Source organism: Streptomyces sp. NPDC056160 (assembly GCF_042268205.1).
In the GTDB taxonomy this organism is placed as follows: Bacteria; Actinomycetota; Actinomycetes; order Streptomycetales; family Streptomycetaceae; genus Streptomyces.
In genome coordinates, this window is the sequence record NZ_JBHJUW010000151.1 from 1 (window position 1) to 20,011 (window position 20,011).

Consider the following 20,011-nt stretch of genomic DNA (forward strand, 5'->3'; position numbering starts at 1 on the left):
GCGCCCACCCACCTGCCCTTCCGTCCATCCCCCTCCCACACATCTGCCTTACCACCCATCTGCCCTCCCGTTCGCCTGCCCTTCCGCCCTCCCCGCAGGACCCGTACGAACACATGAGCCCCCGGTGAACCCCCTGTCACACCCCAGGCGTACGCTGTATGGCTGTTCACAGACCGCCCCTGCCGCTCCCCCGCGACATCGCGGCGCACGGTCCGGTCCACGGGGGAGTTCAGGGAGTCCGCGGTGCTGGAGAGTGTGGCGAGGGTGGGGGCGCTCACCGGCACTCCGTGGATCTATGTCGCGGTGACCCTCTCGGTCCTGCTGGACGTCTTCCTGCCGGTGCTGCCCAGCGGCGTGCTGATCGTGACGGCCGCCACGGCCGCCGCCGCCGGCACGGGGGCCGCGGCCGGAAGAGTCCCGCACGACGTGCCCGACACCCTCGCCCTGATCCTGTGCGCCGCCACCGCGTCGGTGCTCGGCGACCTCTTCGCCTACCGGCTGGCCCGGCGCGGCGGCGAACGCCTGGACCGGGCCATCGCCCGCTCCCGCAGGCTCAGCACCGCGCAGGAACGGCTGGGCGCGGCCCTGGCGCGCGGCGGCGGCGGTGCGCTGGTGGTCATCGCCCGGTTCGCCCCGGCCGGCCGCTCGGTCGTCTCCTTCAGCGCGGGTGCGACACAGCGCCGGGTGCGCGAGTTCCTGCCCTGGTCCGCACTGGCCGGTCTGTCCTGGGCCGCCTACAGCGTGGCCCTCGGCTACTTCGGCACCCGCTGGCTGGGTGCCGCCTGGCTCGCCACCGGTGTCTCGGTGGCGGCCCTGTTCGCGGCGGGCGCCGGGGCGGCGTACCTGATGCGCCGCACCCCGCGGCACCCGTAGACGTCGTAGGCCCGGCGCGTCGTAGGCCCGGCCACCGCCCTCGCCCGGTCGCCACCGCCACCAGGCCCCGACCGCCCGGCCCACTCCCCCGGCCACCGCCCGATCCACCCCCGGGCGATCCACTCACCCGGCCGGTCCGCTCACCCGGCCGCCGCTCTCCGTGGGCTGTGGCCCCGCACCTCCAGCCCCGCGAGCAGTTCCTCCGTGGCCGCCGCGATCGTGTCGACCGCCTGGTCGAAGACCTCACGGTTGTGCGCGGCGGGCGCGCGGAACCCCGAGACCTTCCGCACGTACTGCAGCGCGGCGGCCCGGATCTCCTCGCGCGTCGCCTCCTCGGGCAGCACGGGCGGGCGCAGCGTCTTGATACTCCGGCACATGACTCCAGTCTCCCCACTGCGGGCCTCCGCCGTGCGGCGAAGGGAACGCGTCCGCCTGCCCGGGGCGCCCGCATGCGCCCCGGGGTACCTCGCCGGGTCAGTCCGCCGGTGCCGTCAGGTCGAGGCGCCAGTCGTTCGACGTGATCCAGTTGCCCTTCGGGTACTCGAAGGAGACCGGGCCGAGCAGGGTGAAGCCGGCACGGCGGCAGACCCCGTTGGAGGCGGCGTGGTCCACTTTCGGGTAGGCGTGCAGATACCGGTGTGTCCCGGCGGCGCGCGCCTCGGCGACGAGAGCGGACGCCGCGCGCGCCGCCAGCCCCCGCCCCTGGAAGGCGGGCGATATCGCCCATCCGGTCTCCCAGACGGTCCCGCCCCGCCAGGCCCGCTCCCAGAAGCCGATCGCACCCACGGTGCGCCCGTCGGCCGCCGACACCGCGCGGTACATCCGCCCGGCCGGCAGGTCCAGGTAGCGCCGGTGGCGCTCGGCGAGCTTCTCCTCGCTCTCCGGGCCGCCCAGGTGCGCGGTCATCTCAGGGCTGTTGTGCAGCCGCAGCAGCCAGAAGTCGTCCTCCCCCCAGGGCTCCAGGTGTACCGTCACCGCATCCGCCGATCCGTCCGTCTGCTCCATGTCGTCACCGTAGGGCAGGGGTGTGACAACGGGCGGCGACCGGCGGGTTCTTCGAACGAATGAACCCCCCGGATCGAGTCGCGACCCAAAATCGAACAGGCGTAGCATTGCGCCGTGGCTACGCCCTATGACTTCCCGAGTGACCTCCTCGCCGGCCAGGAGGAGCTGCATCAGGTCCGGGCCGAGCTGTCGGCCCTGCTCAGACGGCTGCCGTGGTCGGTCGAGCCGCTGGACGGGTTCAGCGACGACGGCGGCTGGCGCAAGGTGGAGCGCCCCGCCTCCCCCGGCTGGTCCGCCGACGAACAGGCAGAGGTGGAGAAGCTCCGCCGCCGCGAGCACGAACTGGCGGTCTTCGTCACCACCCACCGCCACTGGTCCCAGTTCACCGGCTCCGACGCCGTCACCGCCCGCAGTCGCCTCAAGCACACCCACGAGAACGCCGGGCCCGGGGGCGCGGACGGGGTCGGCGGCGCGTGATCCGGTGCCGCCGGCCCGGGACGCCCAACGGGTTTGCGGGGCAGTCCCCCTGGCAGGGTAGGCTGTCCACTCGTCCCGGGTGCGTAGCTCAGGGGTAGAGCGCCTGCCTTACAAGCAGGATGTCGGCGGTTCGAAACCGTCCGCGCCCACCGGTCGCGACACGCGAGCGAAGGCCCAGGTCCACGGGGTTGCCTCCCCAGGACCTGGGCCTTCGGCGTTCCCGGGGCGTACGCGGGACGGTGAACGGGGACGCCGGGCGACGTACCGGAAAGCGCGTCGCCGTACCGCAACGCACGGCGACGTACCGGAAAGCACAGCGCCGCACCGGAACGCACGGCGACGCACGCACGGCGACGCACCGTGACGCCCGGGGGTTTTCCCCACCCCCGATCCGCCAGTGCGCCGGATTCCGCGCCCTGCCCCCTCCCCGTACGGTCGACGGTGACCACAGCGGAAGACACCACCCGCGCCCACCCGCACCCACACCCACCAGTTCGCACCGGCCCGTCCCAGGGGGAGACCGCCATGTCCCGTACCGTTCCCGTCCGTGCCGCCGCCCTCACCGGCGTCGTCGTGGCCCTGCTCGCCACGGCCACGGCGTGCGGCGGCTCCGCGACGGACGACAAGGACCCCGAGCACCGCTCCTTCGCCCTGCACGGCCGCACCCTGACCGTGGACTCCGACGACTCGGCGCTGGAGATCGTCGCCGCGGACGGCAACGCGGCGGGGACCGTGCGGGTCACGCGCTGGTTCAAGGGGCACGTGCTGGTGGGCGACGACCCTCATGTGAGCTGGTCCATGAAGGACGACCGGCTGGTGCTGCGCCTGAAGTGCTCGGGGATCGTGGCCGACTGCGACGCCAAGCACCGCATCGAGGTCCCGCGCGGCATCACCGTGAAGGTGGAGGACAAGGACGGCAGCGTGCGGGCCCACGGTTTCAAGGACCCGCTGACCGTCCGCGCCACCGACGGCTCGGTGCACGTCACCGACTCCACGGGCCCGCTGGAACTGCGGACCCACGACGGCTCCGTGGACGCGGACGTCTCCTCGCGCCGGGTGCGGGCCACCACCACCGACGGCTCGCTGCACCTCTCCCTGGGCGCGGTGCCCGACCTGGTCGACGTGAGTTCCTCCGACGGTTCCGTCACCGTCGCGCTGCCCCGGGCCCCGTACCGGGTGACCACGAAGACCCGCAACGGCTCCACCCATGTGTCGGTCCCCCGCGACGCCACCAGCCCCCACGTCGTCTCCGCGCGGACCTCCGACGCGAGTATCACGGTGCGTACGGTGAACTGACCGGCCCGTGTGTTCGTCCTGCACAGGTGGGAGAATGATTCCACGCCGATTCATGGCGGGGCGGACGACGGCACGGGGAGAGGGATGTGACGGCCACACCGGCGGCACGGGCGACACCGGCCACTCCGGCTGCACCGACTGCTCCGGCGGCACTGACCGCTCCGGCGGTGCCGGCTGCTCCGCCGGGACCGGCGCCGTCCCGGCGGACCGGACCGGCCACCCCCCGACAGTCGGGACCGACGGCGTCCCGGCGGCCCGGACCGGCAGCGTCCGGCCGCCCGCGGGCCCCGCGCCGGCGGCCCCGCCCCGGGCCCGCCGGTGACGTCCTCGCCCTGGTGGCCCTGCCGCTGATCGCCGTGCTCGCGTTGCCCGCCGCCTTCGCCGGCGGCGGCACCCGGCGCTGGTTCGGCGGCCGGGCCGAGAGCCAGCGGGCCGAGGCGCAGGCGGCGAAGGACGCGGCGGCCTCCGCCTTCTACGAACTGGACACCGCCCAGCGCGACCTGCGGATCTCGATGGAGACCATCACGGCCGTCGACGACTCGCCGGCCGCCCGCCGCGCGGTCGCCGACTTCGAGGCGCTCGGCCGGCGGATCGACGAGGCCAGCCGGCGCTACATCCAGGCGGTCGACGCGACCGATCTGGACCGGGACGACCTGGAGGCCTCCGCCGCCGCCCGGGCGCGCACGGACCTGACCGCCGCCAAGGACGAACTGCTGAACGTCAAGCGCGAGCTGGACCGTTTCAGCAGTGGTCTCGGACCGCTGCTCGGCAAGGCCGAGACCCAGCTGGCCCGGCTCGCGCCCGCCGTGGAGCGCGCCCGGCAGTCACTGCTGGCCGCCACCCACGCGCTGGACGCGGTCCGCGCCGCCGGGCTCCGGGCGGACGATCTCGCCGCCCGGCTGGCCGCGCTCGCCCCGGACCTGACGAAGCTGAACCAGGGCGCGGGGCAGCACGGGGTGCAGGCGACCCTGGAGCGGGCCGAGCGGGTCTCGCGGGAGGCGGAAGCCATCCGGGCCGAGGCCGGGCGGCTGCCCGAGAAGGCCGCCGAGATCGACCACCGGCTGGTGTCGCTGCGCACCCGCGCGCAGGCGCTGACCACCCGCAGCGGCCAGGTGGAGCCGGTCCTCAGCGAGCTGCGGCGCCGGTTCACGGCCGCCTGCTGGCAGGACCTGCAGCACGTGCCGGAGCAGGCCGCCGAGAACGTCCGGCAGGCCGAGGCGAAGCTGAAGGAGGCGCAGGCCGCGCGGGACGCGCAGCGCTGGCCGGACGCGACCTCACTGCTGTCGACGGTGCGGGCGCTGCTGAACACCACCGACGAGGCGGTGTCGGCGGCCGGGGACCGGCTGACGCGGCTGAACTCCGTGCAGAAGGACCCGCAGGGCGAGATCGAGAAGACCCGGTTCGCGATCCGGGACGCGCAGCGGCTGGCGATGACGGGCCGTACGACACCGGACCCGCGGGACGCGCGTCCGCTGGACGACGCGGTGGCCCGGCTGGAGCGGGCGGTCGGCGGCCTGGAGGGCCGCCATCCTGACTACTGGCACTTCCTGACGGAGACCGACGCGGTCCGGCGGGCGGCGGCCCGGGTGGTGGCGCGGATCCGCGAGGAGCGGGGAGCCGGTCACTGAGGGCAGGGCCCGCGGCGGCCCGGCCCCCGCTCCGTTAACGCACCGGCACCGGTCACGTGCGGTAGGCGTAGTAGTACGCGTTCGGGTACGACGCGATGAGGCTCGCCACCGACCTGTTGTAGGTGTTGGTGGAGTGGTACGACACGTACGGCACACCCTGCGGGCTGCGGTAGGTGACGATCATGGAGTGGTCCTTGGACCCGTCCCGGTTGAAGTCCATCTGCAGCACGTCACCGACGTCCATCTGGTAGACGTACGGCAGGCTGGTGACCCGCTTGGAGGACAGGGCGAACCAGGAGAACTCGTTGACCCCGATGAACGAGTCCGACTGGATCTCGTTGTTGCCGAACCACTTGTGGAAGTCGGTCGTGTAGCCGGGGACGTGCTTCCAGCCGCCGGCCTTCAGGGACTGGCTGACGAAGTTGGTGCAGTCGCCGCCGGCACCCTGCCCGTTGAAGTTCGGGTAGTCCGGGTTGTAGTTGCTCCAGTACTTCTTCGCGTACGCCGCCATGGCGTTGTAGTCGTACGTGCCCGAAGTGAGGTTCTTCTTGTTGGCCGGCGCGCTCTTCGCCGTGGACGAGCGGGGCGCGTCCGGCGGGTTGTCGTCGGCGGCGGCCGTGGCGGGTTTCGCGGCCGGCGGGGCGGCGGGCTGGTTCACGGCCACGCCATCGTCGGTGTCGCGGATGCCGGTGAGCTGCCAGTCGCCGTGCTTGTCGGAGTGGAACGACAGCTCGTGGTGGGCCTGGAAGCCGGTGCTCTTCGGCTCGTTGCCGCGGACCTTCTCGTAGGTCAGGGTCGTGCTCTCGGTGACCGCGACCTTGGCGTCGTGTCCCTTGACCTGGGTGGCGTCCAGCGTGACGGTGGTGCTGCCCGCGCTGTACTTCTCGCCCAGCTTCTCCAGGCGGTCCTTGCGGCCGCGCAGTTCGGACAGCGCGGAGTCCTCGTGGTGGGACTGCGTGCCGGACAGGCGGACCTTGCCGGAGAAGCGCGAGGACAGCCGGTCGTGGTGCCCCTTCTTCCCCTGCTTGCCGCCCGACGCGCCGTCGACCAGGGCCTGCGTGCGGTCGGTGAAGACCGCGTCCGCGAGCTTCTGGAAGGTGGCCTTGGTGGCCGCGTCCACCGTCGGGTCGTCGGTGACCGCCGCGCCCGCGCTCCAGTTGGGCACCAGCACCACGCCGGCGACCACCGAGGCGGCAGCGGCGGTGACTATGGTGGCGCGGCGCCGCTTACGGCTCAGTTTTCTTGATTTCAATGATGTTCCCCTCTACGCCGGTACACCTACCGGGCGGTCGCATCTTCGCATGACACGCGCGCCGGATGTGAAGAGGGTGTGCACAAGTGCAACCAAGGGGTTACCGGCCTCACTTGACCACCGAGGACCAGTCGGGCGACTGCGCCGGGTCCAGGCCGCGCAGGGCCTGGAGCGTCTCCGGCTTCTGCACGTCCATCCAGTCCGCGAGCTCCTTGAACGAGACGCACTTGACGCCCTCTTTGGCACATACGTTCTTGATGACCTGGTCGATGGACTTCATGTAGATGCTGCCGTTCCAGTCCTCGAAGTGGTTGCCTATGAAGAGCGGCGCGCGGCTGCCGTAGTAGGCCCGGTTGAAGCCGGCCATGTACGAGTCGACGGTCTGCTTCTCCCACTGCGGGTACTTGGCCGGGTCGCCCTTGGTCTCGCCGGCGGACTGGTTGTAGAGGAAGTTGAAGTCCATGGACAGGCCCTGGTACTTGCCGGACTCGTACGGGAGCATCTGGAGCGGGAAGTCCCAGATGCCGTTCTTCTTCGTGGGCCAGATCTGGAAGTCGCCGGGCGAGGAGGCGTCGTAGCGCCAGCCGTAGTCCTTGATGGCCTTGAGCAGGTTGGGCTGGCCCTCCAGGCAGGGCGCCCGGCCGCCGGTGACCTCCTTCTTGAAGTCGAAGGGCAGCGGCGCGATGTCCTTGAAGCCGGTGTTGGTCTTCCACTTCTCCACGAAGTCGTAGAACTGGTCGATCTCGCTCTTCCACTCCTCCACGCTCCAGTCACCACCGCCCTTGGTGCCGCAGAAGTGGCCGTTGAAGTGGGTGCCGATCTCGTTGCCCTGGTCGTAGGCGACGCGCAGTTGCTCCAGGGTGTCGCGGATGTGCTCGTCGGTGGCGTAGTCGATGGCGGCGTCACCGGGCTTGTGCATCGGCGGGTGGTAGAGGGTCTTCTTGCTCTTGGGCAGCAGGTAGATGCCCGTGAGGAAGAAGGTCATGTGGGCGTTGTACTCCTTGGCCAGCTCCCGGTAGTGCGAGAACAGGTGGTCGCTGCCCTCCAGGGCGCCGTCCCAGGAGAACACGACGAACTGCGGCGGCTTCTCGCCCGGTTTGAGCGGTACGGGCTTCAACTCGCCCTTCTGCGGGCCGGTGTACGAGGTGGAGCCGTCGCCGAGCACCTTGACCTTGCCGTCCCACGCCGGCTCCTTGCTCGCCGTGGGCGAGGGGGCGGCGGGGCCCGGGCTCCTGGTCGCGCCGCCCTTCGCTCCGTCGGAGGCGGTCGGCGTGGTGGAGTCGGGGCGGGTCAGCGCGAGGAAGCCGGCCACCACGGAGGCGACGACCAGGAAGGCGGCCAGGGTGATGAAGTGCGGTCGGGAGGGGCGGCGGCGCGCAGGGGCCTTGCGACGGCGGCCGTGGGGCGGCTTCATGGGCGGCTCGAATCTGCGTGGGGAGGGCTGCGGAAGTGTGCTGCCGGCCCCGCCTCGACGGCGGGGCCCGGCAGGGGGCGGCGGCTCGCGGGTCAGACGTGGGCGCCGGGGCGTCGCACGGGGTCAGCCGAGGGGCGTCATGGCACCCTCCCAGATGGTGTACGGAACGCTGCCGGCGGCCGTCGTGCCGATCCCCTTCAGCGGCAGGGGTGCGAGGCTCTTGGCCAGGTCCATGCGGTAGACGACGACCGCGGTCGTCACCTTGCTCGCGGTGCCCACGTACCAGGCGGCGGTGTCGTCCTCGGTCGTGCCGGCCTTGCCCGTTATCCTCGCCGAGGCGGGGGCCGCGGTGGGGTGGGCGGTGCGGAAGGCGTCGGCGAGCGCGTCGTCGACCTGCTGGGCCGTGCGGGTGCCGACCGCCTGCCCGGACAGCGGGCGGTCCACCGGCACGGTGGCGCCGTTGCGGGTGATGCGGAGCACCGAGTACGGCTCGGTGTGCACGCCCGCGGCGGCGAAGGTGGAGTAGCCGCTGGCCATGCGGATGGCGCTCGGCCGGGCGTTGCCGAGGGCGAGTGCGGGAACCTGCGGTCCCATGGTGGAGGACAGCAGGCCGGAGGCGACGGCGGTGTCCTTCACCTTGTCCAGGCCGGTGTCCATGCCCAGCTGCATGAACGGCGTGTTCACCGACTGCGCGAGCGCCTTGCGCAGGGTGATCGGGCCGTAGGACTTCTTGTCGTCGTTGTGGGCGGCGACCTTGCGGCCGCTGCGGTCCCAGTAGGGGCCCTCGGGCGTGCTGACGGGCACGCCGTCGTCGCCGTTGTAGACGCTCTCCGGGGAGATCTGCTGCCGGGGGGCATCGCGCTGCTTGATGACACCGTGCTCCAGGCCGGCCGCGTAGACGAACGGCTGGAAGGCCGAACCGGCGGGGACCGTGGCCGCGTTGGACTCGTTGAAGCCCTGCTTGCGGTGGTCGGGGCCGCCGTAGACGGCCACGACCCGGCCGTCGGTGGCCACCGAGGCGGCGCCGTAGTGGGCGGTCTTCGCCGTTTTCGGGTCGCTCTCCCGGGCCTTCTTGCGGGCCTTGGTGACGACGTCGGTGAGCTGCGCCTCCCGCTTGCGGTCGAAGGTCGTGTAGATCTGGTAGCCGCCCAGGTCGAAGTCCTTGTCGGAGAGGTGCGCGGAGTCCTTGGCGTACTGCGACGCCAGTTCGACCAGGTAGTCGCTCTGCTGGCCGGTGTCGGAGAGCGGGTTGCGCTTGAGCGGCTCGGGGAACGTCGTGTACTTGGCCCGCTCGTCCTTGGACAGCTTGCCTATCTTGACCATGCGGTCCAGGGTCCACTTCCAGCGCTTGACGGCGCGGGCGTGGTTCGTCGGGCCGAGCGTGGGGTCGTACAGACCCGCGCCCTTGAGCAGGGAGGCGAGGAAGGCGGCCTCGCTGGCGTTGAGTTGCCCGACGTCCTTGCCGTAGTAGGCCTGGGAGGCGCGCTGGATGCCGTAGGTGCCGCGGCCGAACCAGCTGGTGTTCAGGTAGCCCTCGAGGATCTTGTCCTTGCTCATCTTGTTGTCGAGCTTGAGGGCGATCATCGCCTCGGTGAACTTGCGGCTGACGGTCTGATTCTGCGTCAGGTAGACGTTCTTGACGTACTGCTGGGTGATGGTCGAGCCGCCCTCGGTGTCACCCTTGCCGACCGTGCGCCACAGGGCGCGGGTGATGCCCTTGAAGGAGATGCCCGGGTCGCTGTAGAAGCTCTCGTTCTCGGCGGCGAGCACCGCCCAGCGGACGTCCTGCGGTATGTCCTTGAGCGGCATCGCCTGCCGCTGCACCCAGCCGGTGCGGGCCATGGGGGTGCCGTCGGACCAGAAGTAGACGTTGTCCTGCTGGGTGGCGTACGAGTTCAGGTTCTCCGGGATGTCGGTCGCGGCGTAGGCGACGACCAGGAACAGGGTGGTCAGGCCGATGCCCGAGAACGCCAGGCCGATCCACTGCCGCCAGGAGGGCATCCAGCGGCGCCAGCCGGTGCGCCCGCGGCGCGGGTAGACCGGTTTCAGCTTCCGGGCGTAGGGCGCGATCACCGCCAGGAGGGGGGCCGTGCGCCGGGCGAGCGGGCCGGGTTGGGCAGCGGAGCGGCGCGCTTTGCGGCGGTCGGCCCGGCGGCCGGGCTCCTGAGCGGCGTCCGGCTTCCGGGCGGCGTCGGTCTTCCGGTCCGGGACGGTCTTCCGGTCCGGGGCGGATTTCTGCCGGAACACGCGCAGTTGCATGGTCTCGTGCGGCTGCGGCTGCGGCTCGTCCGCTTCCTGCCGCTCGCGCGGCTGGTGCGGATCGCGCAACTCGTCAGGCTCGCCCGTCTCCTGCCGCTGGTCCCGCTCATCCCGCTTGTCCCGCTCGTGCCGGTCCGCCGGGCGCAGCCGCCCGGGCAACCGCCGGCGCAGGGCGTCGACCTTCAACTGCATGGTCTCGTCGGGCCGTTGCGGGGCCGCTTCGGAGGCCTCCCCCGCCGCACGCTCCGACCGGCGCAGAGCGTCGACGTTGAGCTGCATGGTCTCGTCCGCGCGCGCCCGCGTGCCGGCTCCGTCCCTGTCGGCGACCACCGGGCGCCCCGGCTCGTCGCCCTCCGGCTCATCGCGTCCCTGCTCGGACCGCCCCTGTTCAGAGCGCCCCCGTTCAGAGCGCCCTGGTTCCGCGCGCCCCTTCTCGGAGCGCCCCGGTTCACCGCGCCCTGGTTCCGCGCGCCCCTGCTCGGAGCGCTCCGGTTCCGCGCGCTCCTGCTCGGCGCGGCGCTTCCCGGGTGGGCGGCCTTCCTCCGGAAGGCCCTCCCCCTGCCCTGATTCGGTCACGACTGCGTCTCCCTCCGCACCCCGTGTTGCTCGCGCGGGTCGACACAGCCGCCGCAACCGCGGCCGCCTGCCCCCTCACTCCCAGCCGCCTCGCGGCTCTCACGGCCAGATAAAATTATCAGCCGTCTTTTCAATTCCTCCGCATGAGAACGGGACAGAAGCGAACACACAAGAACCACCTAGGTTTGTGTCTCCGGTCACGCCCGCCGGAGCCTGCCCTAACCTGGACGCATGCCTCGCTACGAGTACCGCTGCCGCAGTTGCGGCGACACCTTCGAACTGAACCGTCCCATGGCGCAGTCCGCCGACCCGGCGACCTGCCCCGCCGGACACGACGACACCGTCAAGCTGCTGTCCACAGTCGCGGTGGGCGGCTCGGCGAGCGCGCCCCGGGCCCAGGGCGGGGGCGGCGGGGGCGGCTGCTGCGGCGGAGGCTGCTGCGGCTGACGCGGCCGGCGCGCGCGAGCCCCGGGCCCGCGCGCCCCGCGTCACTCCCGCGCACCGGCCGCCGCGAGGAACTCCCGGACGATCCGCTCCCCGGCCAGCACCCCGCGCTCCGGCAGCGCGCTGATGCCGGGGGCGGTCCAGCCCGTGTCCGCCAACTCCCCGTGACCCGGCCGCCAGCCGCGGTCGACGGCCAGCAGCAGGTCGGCGTCGAGCAGTGAGTCGCCCGCCCCTAGCAGGAGTTCGGCTCCGGTGCGGCGGGCGATCTCGCGGACGGCGGCGCTCTTGGTGAGCGGCGCGGGGACGGCGTAGATCTTGCGGCCCTGGAGCGAGACGGTCCAGCCGCGCTCCCGGGCCCACGCGGCCAGCTCCTTCACCCACTGCCCGGGGAGCAGTTCGCGCTCGACGACGAGGTAGGCGAACAGGTCCTCGGCGACCCGCTGCTTGCGCACCCACACCGGGTCGGCGGTCCGCAGCAGGTGCTCGCGCACCTCCTCCAGCGGCGCGCACTCCTCGGCCAGCCGCCCGGTCACCCGCCGGTGCCAGTCGGCGTCGGACACGCCGTCGACCAGCAGGTGGCCGCCGTTGGCGCAGACCGCGTACGCGGGAGCGGGGCCGGGCAGGCCGACGCGCTGGTACTGCTCGCGGGTACGGGTCGTGACCGGCACGAACAGCGCCGCCTCGCCGAGATCGGTGAGCAGCCGCGCCGCCGTCTCCGTCATGAACGACAACGGCCTGCCCTCGTACACCTCCACGCACAGCAGCCGCGGAGCCCGCGCGTCCGGCATGGTCAGCCCCAGCGCCCCGGACGAGTAGATGAGCGTGCGGTCGAGGTCGCTGGCCACCAGGACCGGCTTCACAGCGCGACCGCCTTCCCGTCGGCGCCGGTCGCCCCGCGCGTGTAGCGGGGGTGGATCAGCCCCACACAGGTGTACGGCAGTTCGGCCACCTCCTCGACGGGGACCCCGCGCTGCTCGGCCAGCAGCCGCACGTGGTCCAGGTCCGCCCCGGCCCCGGCCCGCGCCAGGATCTTCCACGGCACCCGGCGCAGCAGCACCCGCGTGGTCTCGCCGACGCCGGGCTTGACCAGGTTCACGTCGTGGATGCCGTACTCCTCGCTGATCCGCTCGACCGCCGCCCAGCCCGCCCAGGTCGGCGCCCGGTCGCCGGCCAGCAGTTCCTTGACGCTCACTTCGACGGCGTCGGCGGCCTCGGGGAAGCGGGCGGCGACGGTGTCGAGGAAGGCGTTCGACAGGTCGGCGCCGGCCAGTTCGCGGTAGAACTTCGCGCCGTGGAAGTCGTGCGGGCCGACCAGGTCGGCGCGCAGCACCGTGCGCGATATGAGCCCGGAGACGGTGGAGTTGAGGCAGGCGGAGGGGATGAGGAAGTCCTCGCGGGTGCCGTACGTCCGCACGCAGGCGCCCGGGTCGGCGAGCACCGCGATCTCGGGGTCGAAGCCGGCGGCCCCGCCCTCCTGCTCGAACTGCGCGATCGCGTCGGCGAGTTCCCGGGTGATGGCGCCCTTGCCGGTCCAGCCGTCGACGAAGACGACGTCGGCCGGGTCGTGGTGGGCGGCCAGCCAGCGCAGCGCGTTGGCGTCGATGCCCCGGCCGCGCACGATCGAGACGGCGTAGTGCGGCAGTTCGAGGCCGTGCCGGAACGCGGCCCAGCGGCGCATCAGCACCCCGACGGGCGTTCCGGCGCGGGCGAGGGAGACCAGCACCGGGCGGGGCGAGCGCTCGGCGAGGACGAGTTCGGTCACCGCGCCGACGGCCCGGGCGATCCGGTCCGCCGAGGCGCCGAGGGCCGCGTGGAACAGCTCCTGGTACTGCGCGCTGGGCTGGTACTCCACCGGCAGGGACTCGGCGTAGTGGGCGCCGCCGCTCTGGATGGCCTCCTCGCGTTCCTCGGTCGGCGCCTCCAGGGTGACCTCCGAGAGGTCCTGGAGCAGCCAGCCGACCTCCTCGGGCGCGTACGAGGAGAAGGCGGGGCCGCGCAGGGGCTCGGGCAGCATGGGGGGACTTTCCTGACGGGGGGCGGGGACGTACGACGGCACGACCGCGAGCAGGACGTGCGGGGTGTGGGCGGCGAGGCGGGCCAGCAGGCCCTCGGGGGCGTGCAGGTGCGGGGTGTCGGCGGCCGAGTCGACGACGAGGAGGACGGCGTCGAATCCCGCGCCCGCCACGTTGTAGGCGTAGCGCTCGCCGGGGCCGTCGGCCGGGTCGTCGTGGGCGGGGAAGACCAGCCGGCTGCGGATCGCGTAGCCGGGGTCGTCCACGGCGAGGACGGGCGAGCGGGTGGTGGTGGAGGTGCGCACCTCGGCCCCGGTGATCCGCTCCAGCTCGCGGGCCAGCCGCAGCGGCGCGTACATCAGCTCCTCGCAGCCGAGGACCAGGACGCGGCGGGCGTGCGCGGGCAGCGCTTGGGCGAGCCGGGCCGCCATGCCGGGCAGGGCGCGTTCCAGCCGGTCGCGGTGGGCCGGGGTGAAGCCGTGCCGGGCACCGTCCGGAAGGCCGGGGGGCCAGTGCAGGGCGACCCGCGTGACCCGGCCGCCGGCCCCCGGGGCGGGCTGCGTGGCGGGCTCCGAAGGGGCCGGTGCCGTCCTCTCGTACCGGGCGACCAGTTCCCGGCCCTTGTCCAGGACGCCCTCGGGGAGCCGGACCGTGCCCGAGGCGGCTGCGACCAGGTCGACACGGGCGCCGATGCCGCGGGCGAAGTCGTCGAGCCGGGCGGTGTCGGCCGGGGAGCGCATGTCCACCAGGGCGACCACGACGTACCGTTTGCGCGGGTGGCGGGCGTGCAGGTCGCGGATGGTGTTCAGGACGGTGCTGCCGGTGGAGAACTCGTCGTCCACGAGGACCAGCGGCCCGCTCGTGGCGAGCAGCGCGGGGTCCTCGGGCAGGAGCAGGTGCGAGGTCGCGTGCGAGTGGGACTCCTCGAAACCGCCTGCCGGACGCACGCCCGGGACGGGCCGGCGCGTGGAGTGCAGGTACGGGACGGGTCCGAGGCCGTCGGCGACGCAGTGGCCGAGGCCGGTCGCGGTCTCCGCGTAGCCCAGGACGACGGCGGAGGCGGCCTCCCGCTCGCCGAGCAGGTCCCGCACGCGGCGGCCCAGGGCGAGCCCGTGGCCGTAGACGACCGACGGCGACTGGGGTACGTGCTTGCCGAGGACGTGGGAGACCAGGAGGTGGGCCCGCTTGGGGTTGCGGCGCAGGGCGAGGCCCAGCAGGCCGGTGAGTTCGTCGCCGCCCACGAGTTCGACGCCGAGTCGCTCGGCGACCCAGGTACCGGACCAGATCCCGTCGTGCACTGCCTTGTTCATGCGTTCCTTGGGGTGAGTGGGCGGGTGGGTGAGTGGACGGGTGAGGGGCGTGCCGGGCCGCCCGGAGAGCAGGGCGGTCGGGCGGTCAGGGGCCGGGCGCCGGAGTCGGCCGGGGGCGGGCGGCCGGGCGGGCGGCCGGTCAGGCGGGCGGGCGAGCGGCCGGGGACGGTCGATCAGGCGGGCGAGCGGCCGGGGCGGCCGGTCAGGCGGGGATCCCCGCGGCGAGCAGTTCCACGAAGCCCACGTCCTCCCTGGCGACCCCGAAGGCCTCGGCGCGCAGCAGGGTCCGCTCGGCCCAGGCGCGGTGCGGCTTCACCTCGTTCATCTTGTTGGTGTACGCCGACCTGAGCACTCCCCCGCCGCCGCGCTCGGGCCGCAGGATGTCCGCCGCGTCGCTGTACTCCTCGTGACTGACGACCGACAGCGCGTGCACGGGCAGCACGTGCGAGGGGTGGATGCAGGTCTTGCCGAGCAGCCCGTTGGCCTGGTCCAGGGAGATCTCCCGCAGCAGCCCGTCCATCGCGTGCTCGATCAGTGTCTCGCGCAGCCCCGCCGCCTGCACCTCAAGGAAGGGGCTCTGCCGCAACTGCGGCTTGAACATGCGCTCCTGTGCCCGGAAGTACTCCCACACCGGGCCGGTCACGGTGAACCCGGTGCCGTCGGCGCGGCCCAGCATGTTGACCACGTCGGCGATCACGGAGGCGACGACCTGGACGTCGTAGGCCGTCATGTCGGGGGCCCGGCGCAGCCCGTAGGACGAGCAGAAGTCCGTCACGCCCAGGCGCAGGGCGAGGACCCGGTCGCGGTACTTGTCGACGGCGCGGAAGATTCCCTCCAGGGTCTCCACGCGGGTCTCCCTGTACAGCAGTTCGGGCGATTCCAGGACGGGCATCGCGAACAGCCGGCGCCCGCTCGCCGTCTCGGCCGCCTGCACCGCCTCCAGGAACGCCAGGCCGCGCTCGCCGGTGAACTTCGGCAGGACGAAGCCGGACAGCAGCCGGACCGACTCTCCCATGCGCCGCACCAGGTCGGGTATCTGCCCGGCGGCACGGACCCGGACGAACAGCAGCGGGAGCGGCGCGGCGCCGGGGAGCGCGGCCAGGGCGGCGAACTGCCGCACCAGGTTCGCCTCGCCCTCTTCCACGTCCGCGTCGTCGATCGAGTCCTCCAGGCACAGCACCATCGAGACGACACCGCGGGCGGCCTGCTTGACGATGTCGTCGGCGAGGTGCGGGCGGGTGGCCGGGCTGTAGAGCGTGGCGCCCAGGGCCGCGGCGAGCAGCCGGGCCGGGGCGTCGGCGCTGAACTCCTGCGGCTCCCGGTGGAAGAGGCGCTCCCGCACCTCAGGAGCGAGGTGCCCGAAATGACGCATGTAGCTCCCCTGTGGTGGCGCGCGGCATGGAAAAGGTGGCCGGTAATAGTACGTACGAATCAGTGTCGGTGGTTCCCGGAGGGCATGAACTTCTGGTAACGGGGCGAGGGCGGACGTACGGTGACGCGAGCCGCGTTGTCGTGGCCAGGACCGAGAAGGCAGGATGACGACATGACGCGCGCGATGCTGAAGGGATCGAACGTCCCGCTGGAAGCGGCCACGGTAAGGGCCGTGGTGCGCTGGACGCCGGGCCAGGAGGTCCCGGACGTCGACGCGTCGGCGTTGCTCCTCGGCCCCGGCGGCCGGGTCCGCTCCGACGAGGACTTCGTCTTCTACAACCAGCCACGGCATCCCTCCGGGAAGGTCTGGCGGCTGGGCAAGCGCCGGGCCGGCCAGGTGCTCACCGACACGATCCAGACGGACCTGCTCGGGGTGGAGCCCGAGGTGGGCCGGGTCCTGCTGATCGCCTCGACGGACGGGGTCGCCTTCGACCGGGTGCGGGGGCTCAGCATCGCGCTGTACGACGCGGCGGTCGCCGAGGGTGAGCCGCTGGCCTCCTTCGACATCAAGCCCGAGACCGGTCAGGAGACCGCGCTGATCTGCGGGGAGCTGTACCGGCGGGGTGACGCGTGGAAGTTCCGGGCGCTGGGCGAGGGCTACACCAACGGATTGCAGGGCCTGGCGACCGACTACGGCATCTCGGTGGACGAGGCGGAGGGGGCCGCGGGGAGCGGCGGGATCGACCGGACGGACGGGACGGCGACCTCGGTGGCCCAGCCGCTGCCGCCCGAGCAGCCCCCTCACGCCTGGCCGCAGCAGCCGCAGACGCCTCCGCCGCCCCAGCCGGCCTACGGGTACCCGCAGCCGGCGTACGGCGCCGCGCCGCAGCCCACGGGGGCACCCCACGGGTACCCGCCCCCGGTGACGGCGGCCCCCGACCCGGACTTCCGCCTGCCCCCGCAGGGGCCGCAGTTCATCGGACGGTGACCCGCCGAGGGACCGCGGCCCCGGCGCTCCGCCCTGCCGGGTGAGGGCCGCGAGCACGCTGACCATCCGCTCCAGCGCCTCGGTGTACGCGCGGTAGCCGCTCACCAGCCTCGCGTCGTGCGCCCCTTGCGGGATGATCGAGTCGAGGCCGTGCCGGAGGTTGTGCGCCTTAAGAGCTGCGAACAAAAGTGGGCCCCGGCTGGCGGCGCCCGGCACGCGCCCTCGCCGCGTTGCCGAAAGGCCCTGGTAGCTCCGCTACAAGGACCTCCCGGCGCCTTGCGATCGCACGCACCGGACACCGCCCGCTGATCGGAACCCACTTTTGTTCGCAGCTCTAAGGGCCGGCGCATCGGCGTCGGGCACCTTGCGACGCCGATCCGGAACCCGTCGGCTGCCCGCGCCATGCCGGCCGCCTAGCGGTCCGCCTTCGACTTGTAGCCGCGGCCCCACTGGAGGCCCCACCCGTAGAGTCGGTCCAGTTCCGACTGGAAGCCGTAGACGAACTTGACCTCGCGGCGGACGGTGAGTTCGCCCTTCACGTTCTCGATGAGGACGACCGCGCAGGAGCGGGCCTGGGGGTGGCGCTCGTCGAGGCCGATCTCGATGCGCGGGCCGTTGCTCGGGTAGAGCGTGACGACGGCGTGGGTACGGTCGAACGCCGGTGTCTGGTCGTAGATGTAGACGAAGACCAGCAGCCGTTTGATGTCCTCGCGGTGGTCGAGGTTGACGTAGATCGTCTCACCGGAGGCGGAGCCGAACCGGTCGTCACCGCTGAGCTTGACGTACGGCGGCGCGTTCACGTCGCCGAGGAGGCCGCCGAGGGGCTGGACGACGCCCTTGGTGCCGTCGGCCAGCTCGTACAGGCAGCCGAGGTCGAGGTCGACGTTGACCATCGACTGGCTGTGCCCGAGCACCTCCGGCGGCTTCAGTGCCCTGAAAGGGTGGCGCAGCAAACTCTGCCGGACGGAGCCGCCGAGGTCCGAGGTGCGCATCCGCCAGTTCAGGTTGATCCGCAGGTTCCCGGTGGCCGCGCCCTGTTTGGTCAGCGACACCTGGCTGTGCCGTTTGGTCAGTTCGATCGCGTTGGACGCGGCGCTGCCCGAGTCGAACTCGGCCAGGCGTCCGCCCCGCAGACCGTCGAAGAAACCCATCTCCCGCCCCCACCTCCACCGCGTTCACTCACCCCCGCACGCATGCCGCGGGGCGGCCGCAAGGGTCTCACCCGGCCCGACTCGCCGCGTGGTCCCGCCGGCCGCCCCGTTCAGAGCGTTCCCGTACCGGGTGGGGCGTCACACCCCGGACTCGACCTCGGTCCTGTCGCCCGGGCCCGCCGCTTTCCCCTCGGCCGCCTCCAGCGCCCGGTTGCGGCGCACGGAGGACCAGAAGGACCAGGCGATCAGGACGACGCCGACCAGGCCGGTGATCACCTCGTTGATCTCGTACTGGATGGTGACCATGAGGATCACGGCCAGCGCGCCGATCGCGTAGTGGGCGCCGTGCTCCAGGTAGACGTAGTCGTCGAGGGTTCCCTGGCGGACCAGGTAGACCGTGAGCGAACGCACGTACATGGCGCCGATGCCGAGGCCGAGGGCCATCAGGACGATGTCGTTGGTGATGGCGAAGGCGCCGATCACACCGTCGAAGGAGAAGGAGGCGTCCAGGACCTCCAGGTAGAGGAACATGAAGAACGCGGCCTGGCCGGCCAGCTTGACCGCCGAGCGCTGCTTGCCGCTGCGGGCGGCCTCTTCCTCCTCCTCGTGCTCGCGCTCCTCCTCTTCCTCCAGCCGATCCTCGAAGAAGCCGGACAGACCACCGACGATCATGTACGTGATCAGACCGGCGATGCCCGCGATCAGGACGGTCTGCGCCTTGTCGGCGTGCGCGCCGCCGTGCTGGTGGGCGTGGGTGGCGAAGGTGAAGGAGGTGATCAGCAGGACGATCAGGGAGATGCAGACCGACAGCATGTCGACCTTGCCGAGCTTGGCCAGGGGCCGCTCGATCCAGCGCAGCCACTGGATGTCCCGGTCCTCGAAGATGAAGTCGAGGAAGATCATCAGCAGGAACATGCCGCCGAAGGCGGCGATCGCCGGGTGGGCGTCGGTGACCAGCTGCTGGTACCGGGTCTTGTCGTCGAACGCCAGTTGGACGGCCTCGACGGGACCCATCTTGGCGGTGATGGCGACGATGACGACGGGGAACACCAGCCGCATACCGAAGACGGCGATCAGCACGCCCACCGTGAGGAAGATCTTCTGCCAGAAGGCATTCATCTTCTTCAGGATCCCGGCGTTGACCACGGCGTTGTCGAAGGAGAGCGAGATCTCCAGGACCGCGAGGATCGCCACCACCCCGAAGGCGGTCCAGCCCCCGTAGAACACCGCCGCGATCAAGCCGAGCACGGTGATCGCGAACGACCAGCCGAAGGTTTTCAGAAGCACTGGCTACCCAATCCGTTGTGTACGGGTCTCCCCCGTCGCCGTACCCGGCTTTACGAAACGTTGACTCCGAAGTCTAGAGCGATGCCGCGCAGTCCGGACGCGTACCCCTGCCCTACGGCCCGGAACTTCCATTCGCCCTGGTAGCGGTGGAGCTCGCCGAAGATCATCGCCGTTTCGGTGGAGGCGTCCTCGCTCAGGTCGTAGCGCGCGAGTTCCTGACCGTCGGCCTGGTTGACCACGCGGATGAAGGCGTTGCTCACCTGTCCGAAGGTCTGGCCGCGCTCGTCGGCCATGTGGATCGAGACCGGGAAGACGATCTTCTCGCACTGGACCGGGACCCGGTCGAGGTCCACCAGGATCGACTCGTCGTCGCCCTCGCCCTCACCCGTGAGGTTGTCGCCGGTGTGCTCGACCGAGCCGTCGGGGCTGGTGAGCTGGTTGTAGAAGACGAACCACTCGTCGCCCAGCACCCGGTTGCCGGCGCCGCACAGCAGCGCACTGGCGTCGAGGTCGAAGGGGGCTCCGGTGGTGGAGCGCGCGTCCCAGCCGAGTCCGACCATGACGTTGGTCAGGTTGGGTGCGGCCTTGGAAAGGGAGACGTTGCCTCCCTTGGCGAGCGTGACGCCCATGATGCTGGTCCTCCCCGTGGATGGTGCGTGTATTGGTGG

General features: G+C 72.0%; 17 protein-coding genes and 1 tRNA gene. 7 read left to right on the top strand and 11 right to left on the bottom strand.

All coding sequences use genetic code 11. The features are described from left to right. The first annotated feature begins 243 nt into the window (after positions 1-243). Positions 244-873, top strand: coding sequence for a VTT domain-containing protein (locus ACFC02_RS35540; protein ID WP_360968763.1), 630 nt, complete (start codon positions 244-246; stop codon positions 871-873). Positions 874-1,013: 140 nt separating this feature from the next. Here the strand turns inward: ACFC02_RS35540 and ACFC02_RS35545 are convergent, their stop codons facing one another. Both ACFC02_RS35545 and ACFC02_RS35550 read right to left on the bottom strand, forming a co-directional pair. Then, positions 1,014-1,250: a DUF2277 domain-containing protein gene (locus ACFC02_RS35545; RefSeq protein WP_376366199.1), complete on the bottom strand. Its 237-nt coding sequence runs from the start codon at positions 1,248-1,250 to the stop codon at positions 1,014-1,016. A gap of 97 nt (positions 1,251-1,347) precedes the next feature. After that, on the bottom strand, positions 1,348-1,878 hold the full coding sequence (locus tag ACFC02_RS35550) for a GNAT family N-acetyltransferase (protein ID WP_376366200.1): 531 nt from the start codon (positions 1,876-1,878) through the stop codon (positions 1,348-1,350). A gap of 114 nt (positions 1,879-1,992) precedes the next feature. On the opposite strand from ACFC02_RS35550, the gene ACFC02_RS35555 reads away from it, so the two are divergent. From ACFC02_RS35555 to ACFC02_RS35570, 4 genes are all read left to right on the top strand, one after another. Next, positions 1,993-2,355, top strand: coding sequence for a hypothetical protein (locus tag ACFC02_RS35555; RefSeq protein ID WP_376366201.1), 363 nt, complete (start codon positions 1,993-1,995; stop codon positions 2,353-2,355). A 77-nt stretch (positions 2,356-2,432) separates the two neighbouring features. After that, positions 2,433-2,504, top strand: a tRNA-Val gene (locus ACFC02_RS35560). A gap of 376 nt (positions 2,505-2,880) precedes the next feature. Next, positions 2,881-3,651 (top strand): DUF4097 family beta strand repeat-containing protein, encoded by a 771-nt coding sequence (locus tag ACFC02_RS35565; RefSeq protein WP_376366203.1) that lies wholly within the window; start codon positions 2,881-2,883, stop codon positions 3,649-3,651. Positions 3,652-3,983: 332 nt separating this feature from the next. Beyond that, a complete protein-coding gene (locus ACFC02_RS35570) occupies positions 3,984-5,279 on the top strand; it encodes a hypothetical protein (RefSeq protein WP_376366218.1) in 1,296 nt (431 codons plus the stop codon). Positions 5,280-5,331: 52 nt separating this feature from the next. Here the strand turns inward: ACFC02_RS35570 and ACFC02_RS35575 are convergent, their stop codons facing one another. The 3 genes from ACFC02_RS35575 to ACFC02_RS35585 form a co-directional block, all read right to left on the bottom strand. Then, entirely contained in the window at positions 5,332-6,465 is a 1,134-nt protein-coding gene (locus ACFC02_RS35575; RefSeq protein WP_376366220.1) for an amidase domain-containing protein, read from the bottom strand. Positions 6,466-6,640: 175 nt separating this feature from the next. Next, positions 6,641-7,945: a hypothetical protein gene (locus ACFC02_RS35580; RefSeq protein ID WP_376366204.1), complete on the bottom strand. Its 1,305-nt coding sequence runs from the start codon at positions 7,943-7,945 to the stop codon at positions 6,641-6,643. A gap of 123 nt (positions 7,946-8,068) precedes the next feature. Further along, entirely contained in the window at positions 8,069-10,483 is a 2,415-nt protein-coding gene (locus ACFC02_RS35585) for a transglycosylase domain-containing protein (RefSeq protein WP_376366206.1), read from the bottom strand. A 528-nt stretch (positions 10,484-11,011) separates the two neighbouring features. Between ACFC02_RS35585 and ACFC02_RS35590 the strand changes: the two genes are divergently transcribed. Further along, positions 11,012-11,227, top strand: a complete 216-nt coding sequence (locus ACFC02_RS35590; protein ID WP_360968784.1) for a zinc ribbon domain-containing protein — start codon at positions 11,012-11,014, stop codon at positions 11,225-11,227. A gap of 41 nt (positions 11,228-11,268) precedes the next feature. Here ACFC02_RS35590 and ACFC02_RS35595 read toward each other — a convergent pair whose 3' ends face one another. The 3 genes from ACFC02_RS35595 to ACFC02_RS35605 all read right to left on the bottom strand — a co-directional run bounded on the left by ACFC02_RS35595 (position 11,269) and on the right by ACFC02_RS35605 (position 15,918). Further along, the gene (locus ACFC02_RS35595; protein WP_376366208.1) at positions 11,269-12,084 is read right to left on the bottom strand and encodes an HAD family hydrolase; all 816 of its coding nucleotides are present in this window, start codon (positions 12,082-12,084) and stop codon (positions 11,269-11,271) included. Further along, positions 12,081-14,546 carry a phosphoribosyltransferase gene (locus ACFC02_RS35600; RefSeq protein ID WP_376366210.1) on the bottom strand — a complete coding sequence of 822 codons (2,466 nt, stop codon included), beginning with the start codon at positions 14,544-14,546 and terminating at the stop codon, positions 12,081-12,083. Before ACFC02_RS35600 ends, ACFC02_RS35595 begins: the two co-directional genes overlap by 4 nt. A 202-nt stretch (positions 14,547-14,748) precedes the next feature. Further along, positions 14,749-15,918, bottom strand: a complete 1,170-nt coding sequence (locus ACFC02_RS35605) for an HpcH/HpaI aldolase/citrate lyase family protein (protein ID WP_376366212.1) — start codon at positions 15,916-15,918, stop codon at positions 14,749-14,751. Positions 15,919-16,089: 171 nt separating this feature from the next. Here ACFC02_RS35605 and ACFC02_RS35610 point away from each other — a divergent pair, with 171 nt between their 5' ends. Next, entirely contained in the window at positions 16,090-16,905 is an 816-nt protein-coding gene (locus tag ACFC02_RS35610) for a TerD family protein (RefSeq protein WP_376366214.1), read from the top strand. Positions 16,906-17,318: 413 nt separating this feature from the next. On the opposite strand, the gene ACFC02_RS35615 is transcribed toward ACFC02_RS35610, so the two are convergent. The 3 genes from ACFC02_RS35615 to ACFC02_RS35625 form a co-directional block, all read right to left on the bottom strand. Continuing rightward, positions 17,319-18,056 (bottom strand): Tellurium resistance, encoded by a 738-nt coding sequence (locus ACFC02_RS35615; protein ID WP_376366216.1) that lies wholly within the window; start codon positions 18,054-18,056, stop codon positions 17,319-17,321. A 138-nt stretch (positions 18,057-18,194) separates the two neighbouring features. Then, positions 18,195-19,343: a DUF475 domain-containing protein gene (locus ACFC02_RS35620; protein ID WP_360968802.1), complete on the bottom strand. Its 1,149-nt coding sequence runs from the start codon at positions 19,341-19,343 to the stop codon at positions 18,195-18,197. A gap of 50 nt (positions 19,344-19,393) precedes the next feature. Next, positions 19,394-19,972 (bottom strand): TerD family protein, encoded by a 579-nt coding sequence (locus tag ACFC02_RS35625; RefSeq protein WP_376366222.1) that lies wholly within the window; start codon positions 19,970-19,972, stop codon positions 19,394-19,396. Positions 19,973-20,011 lie beyond the last annotated feature (39 nt).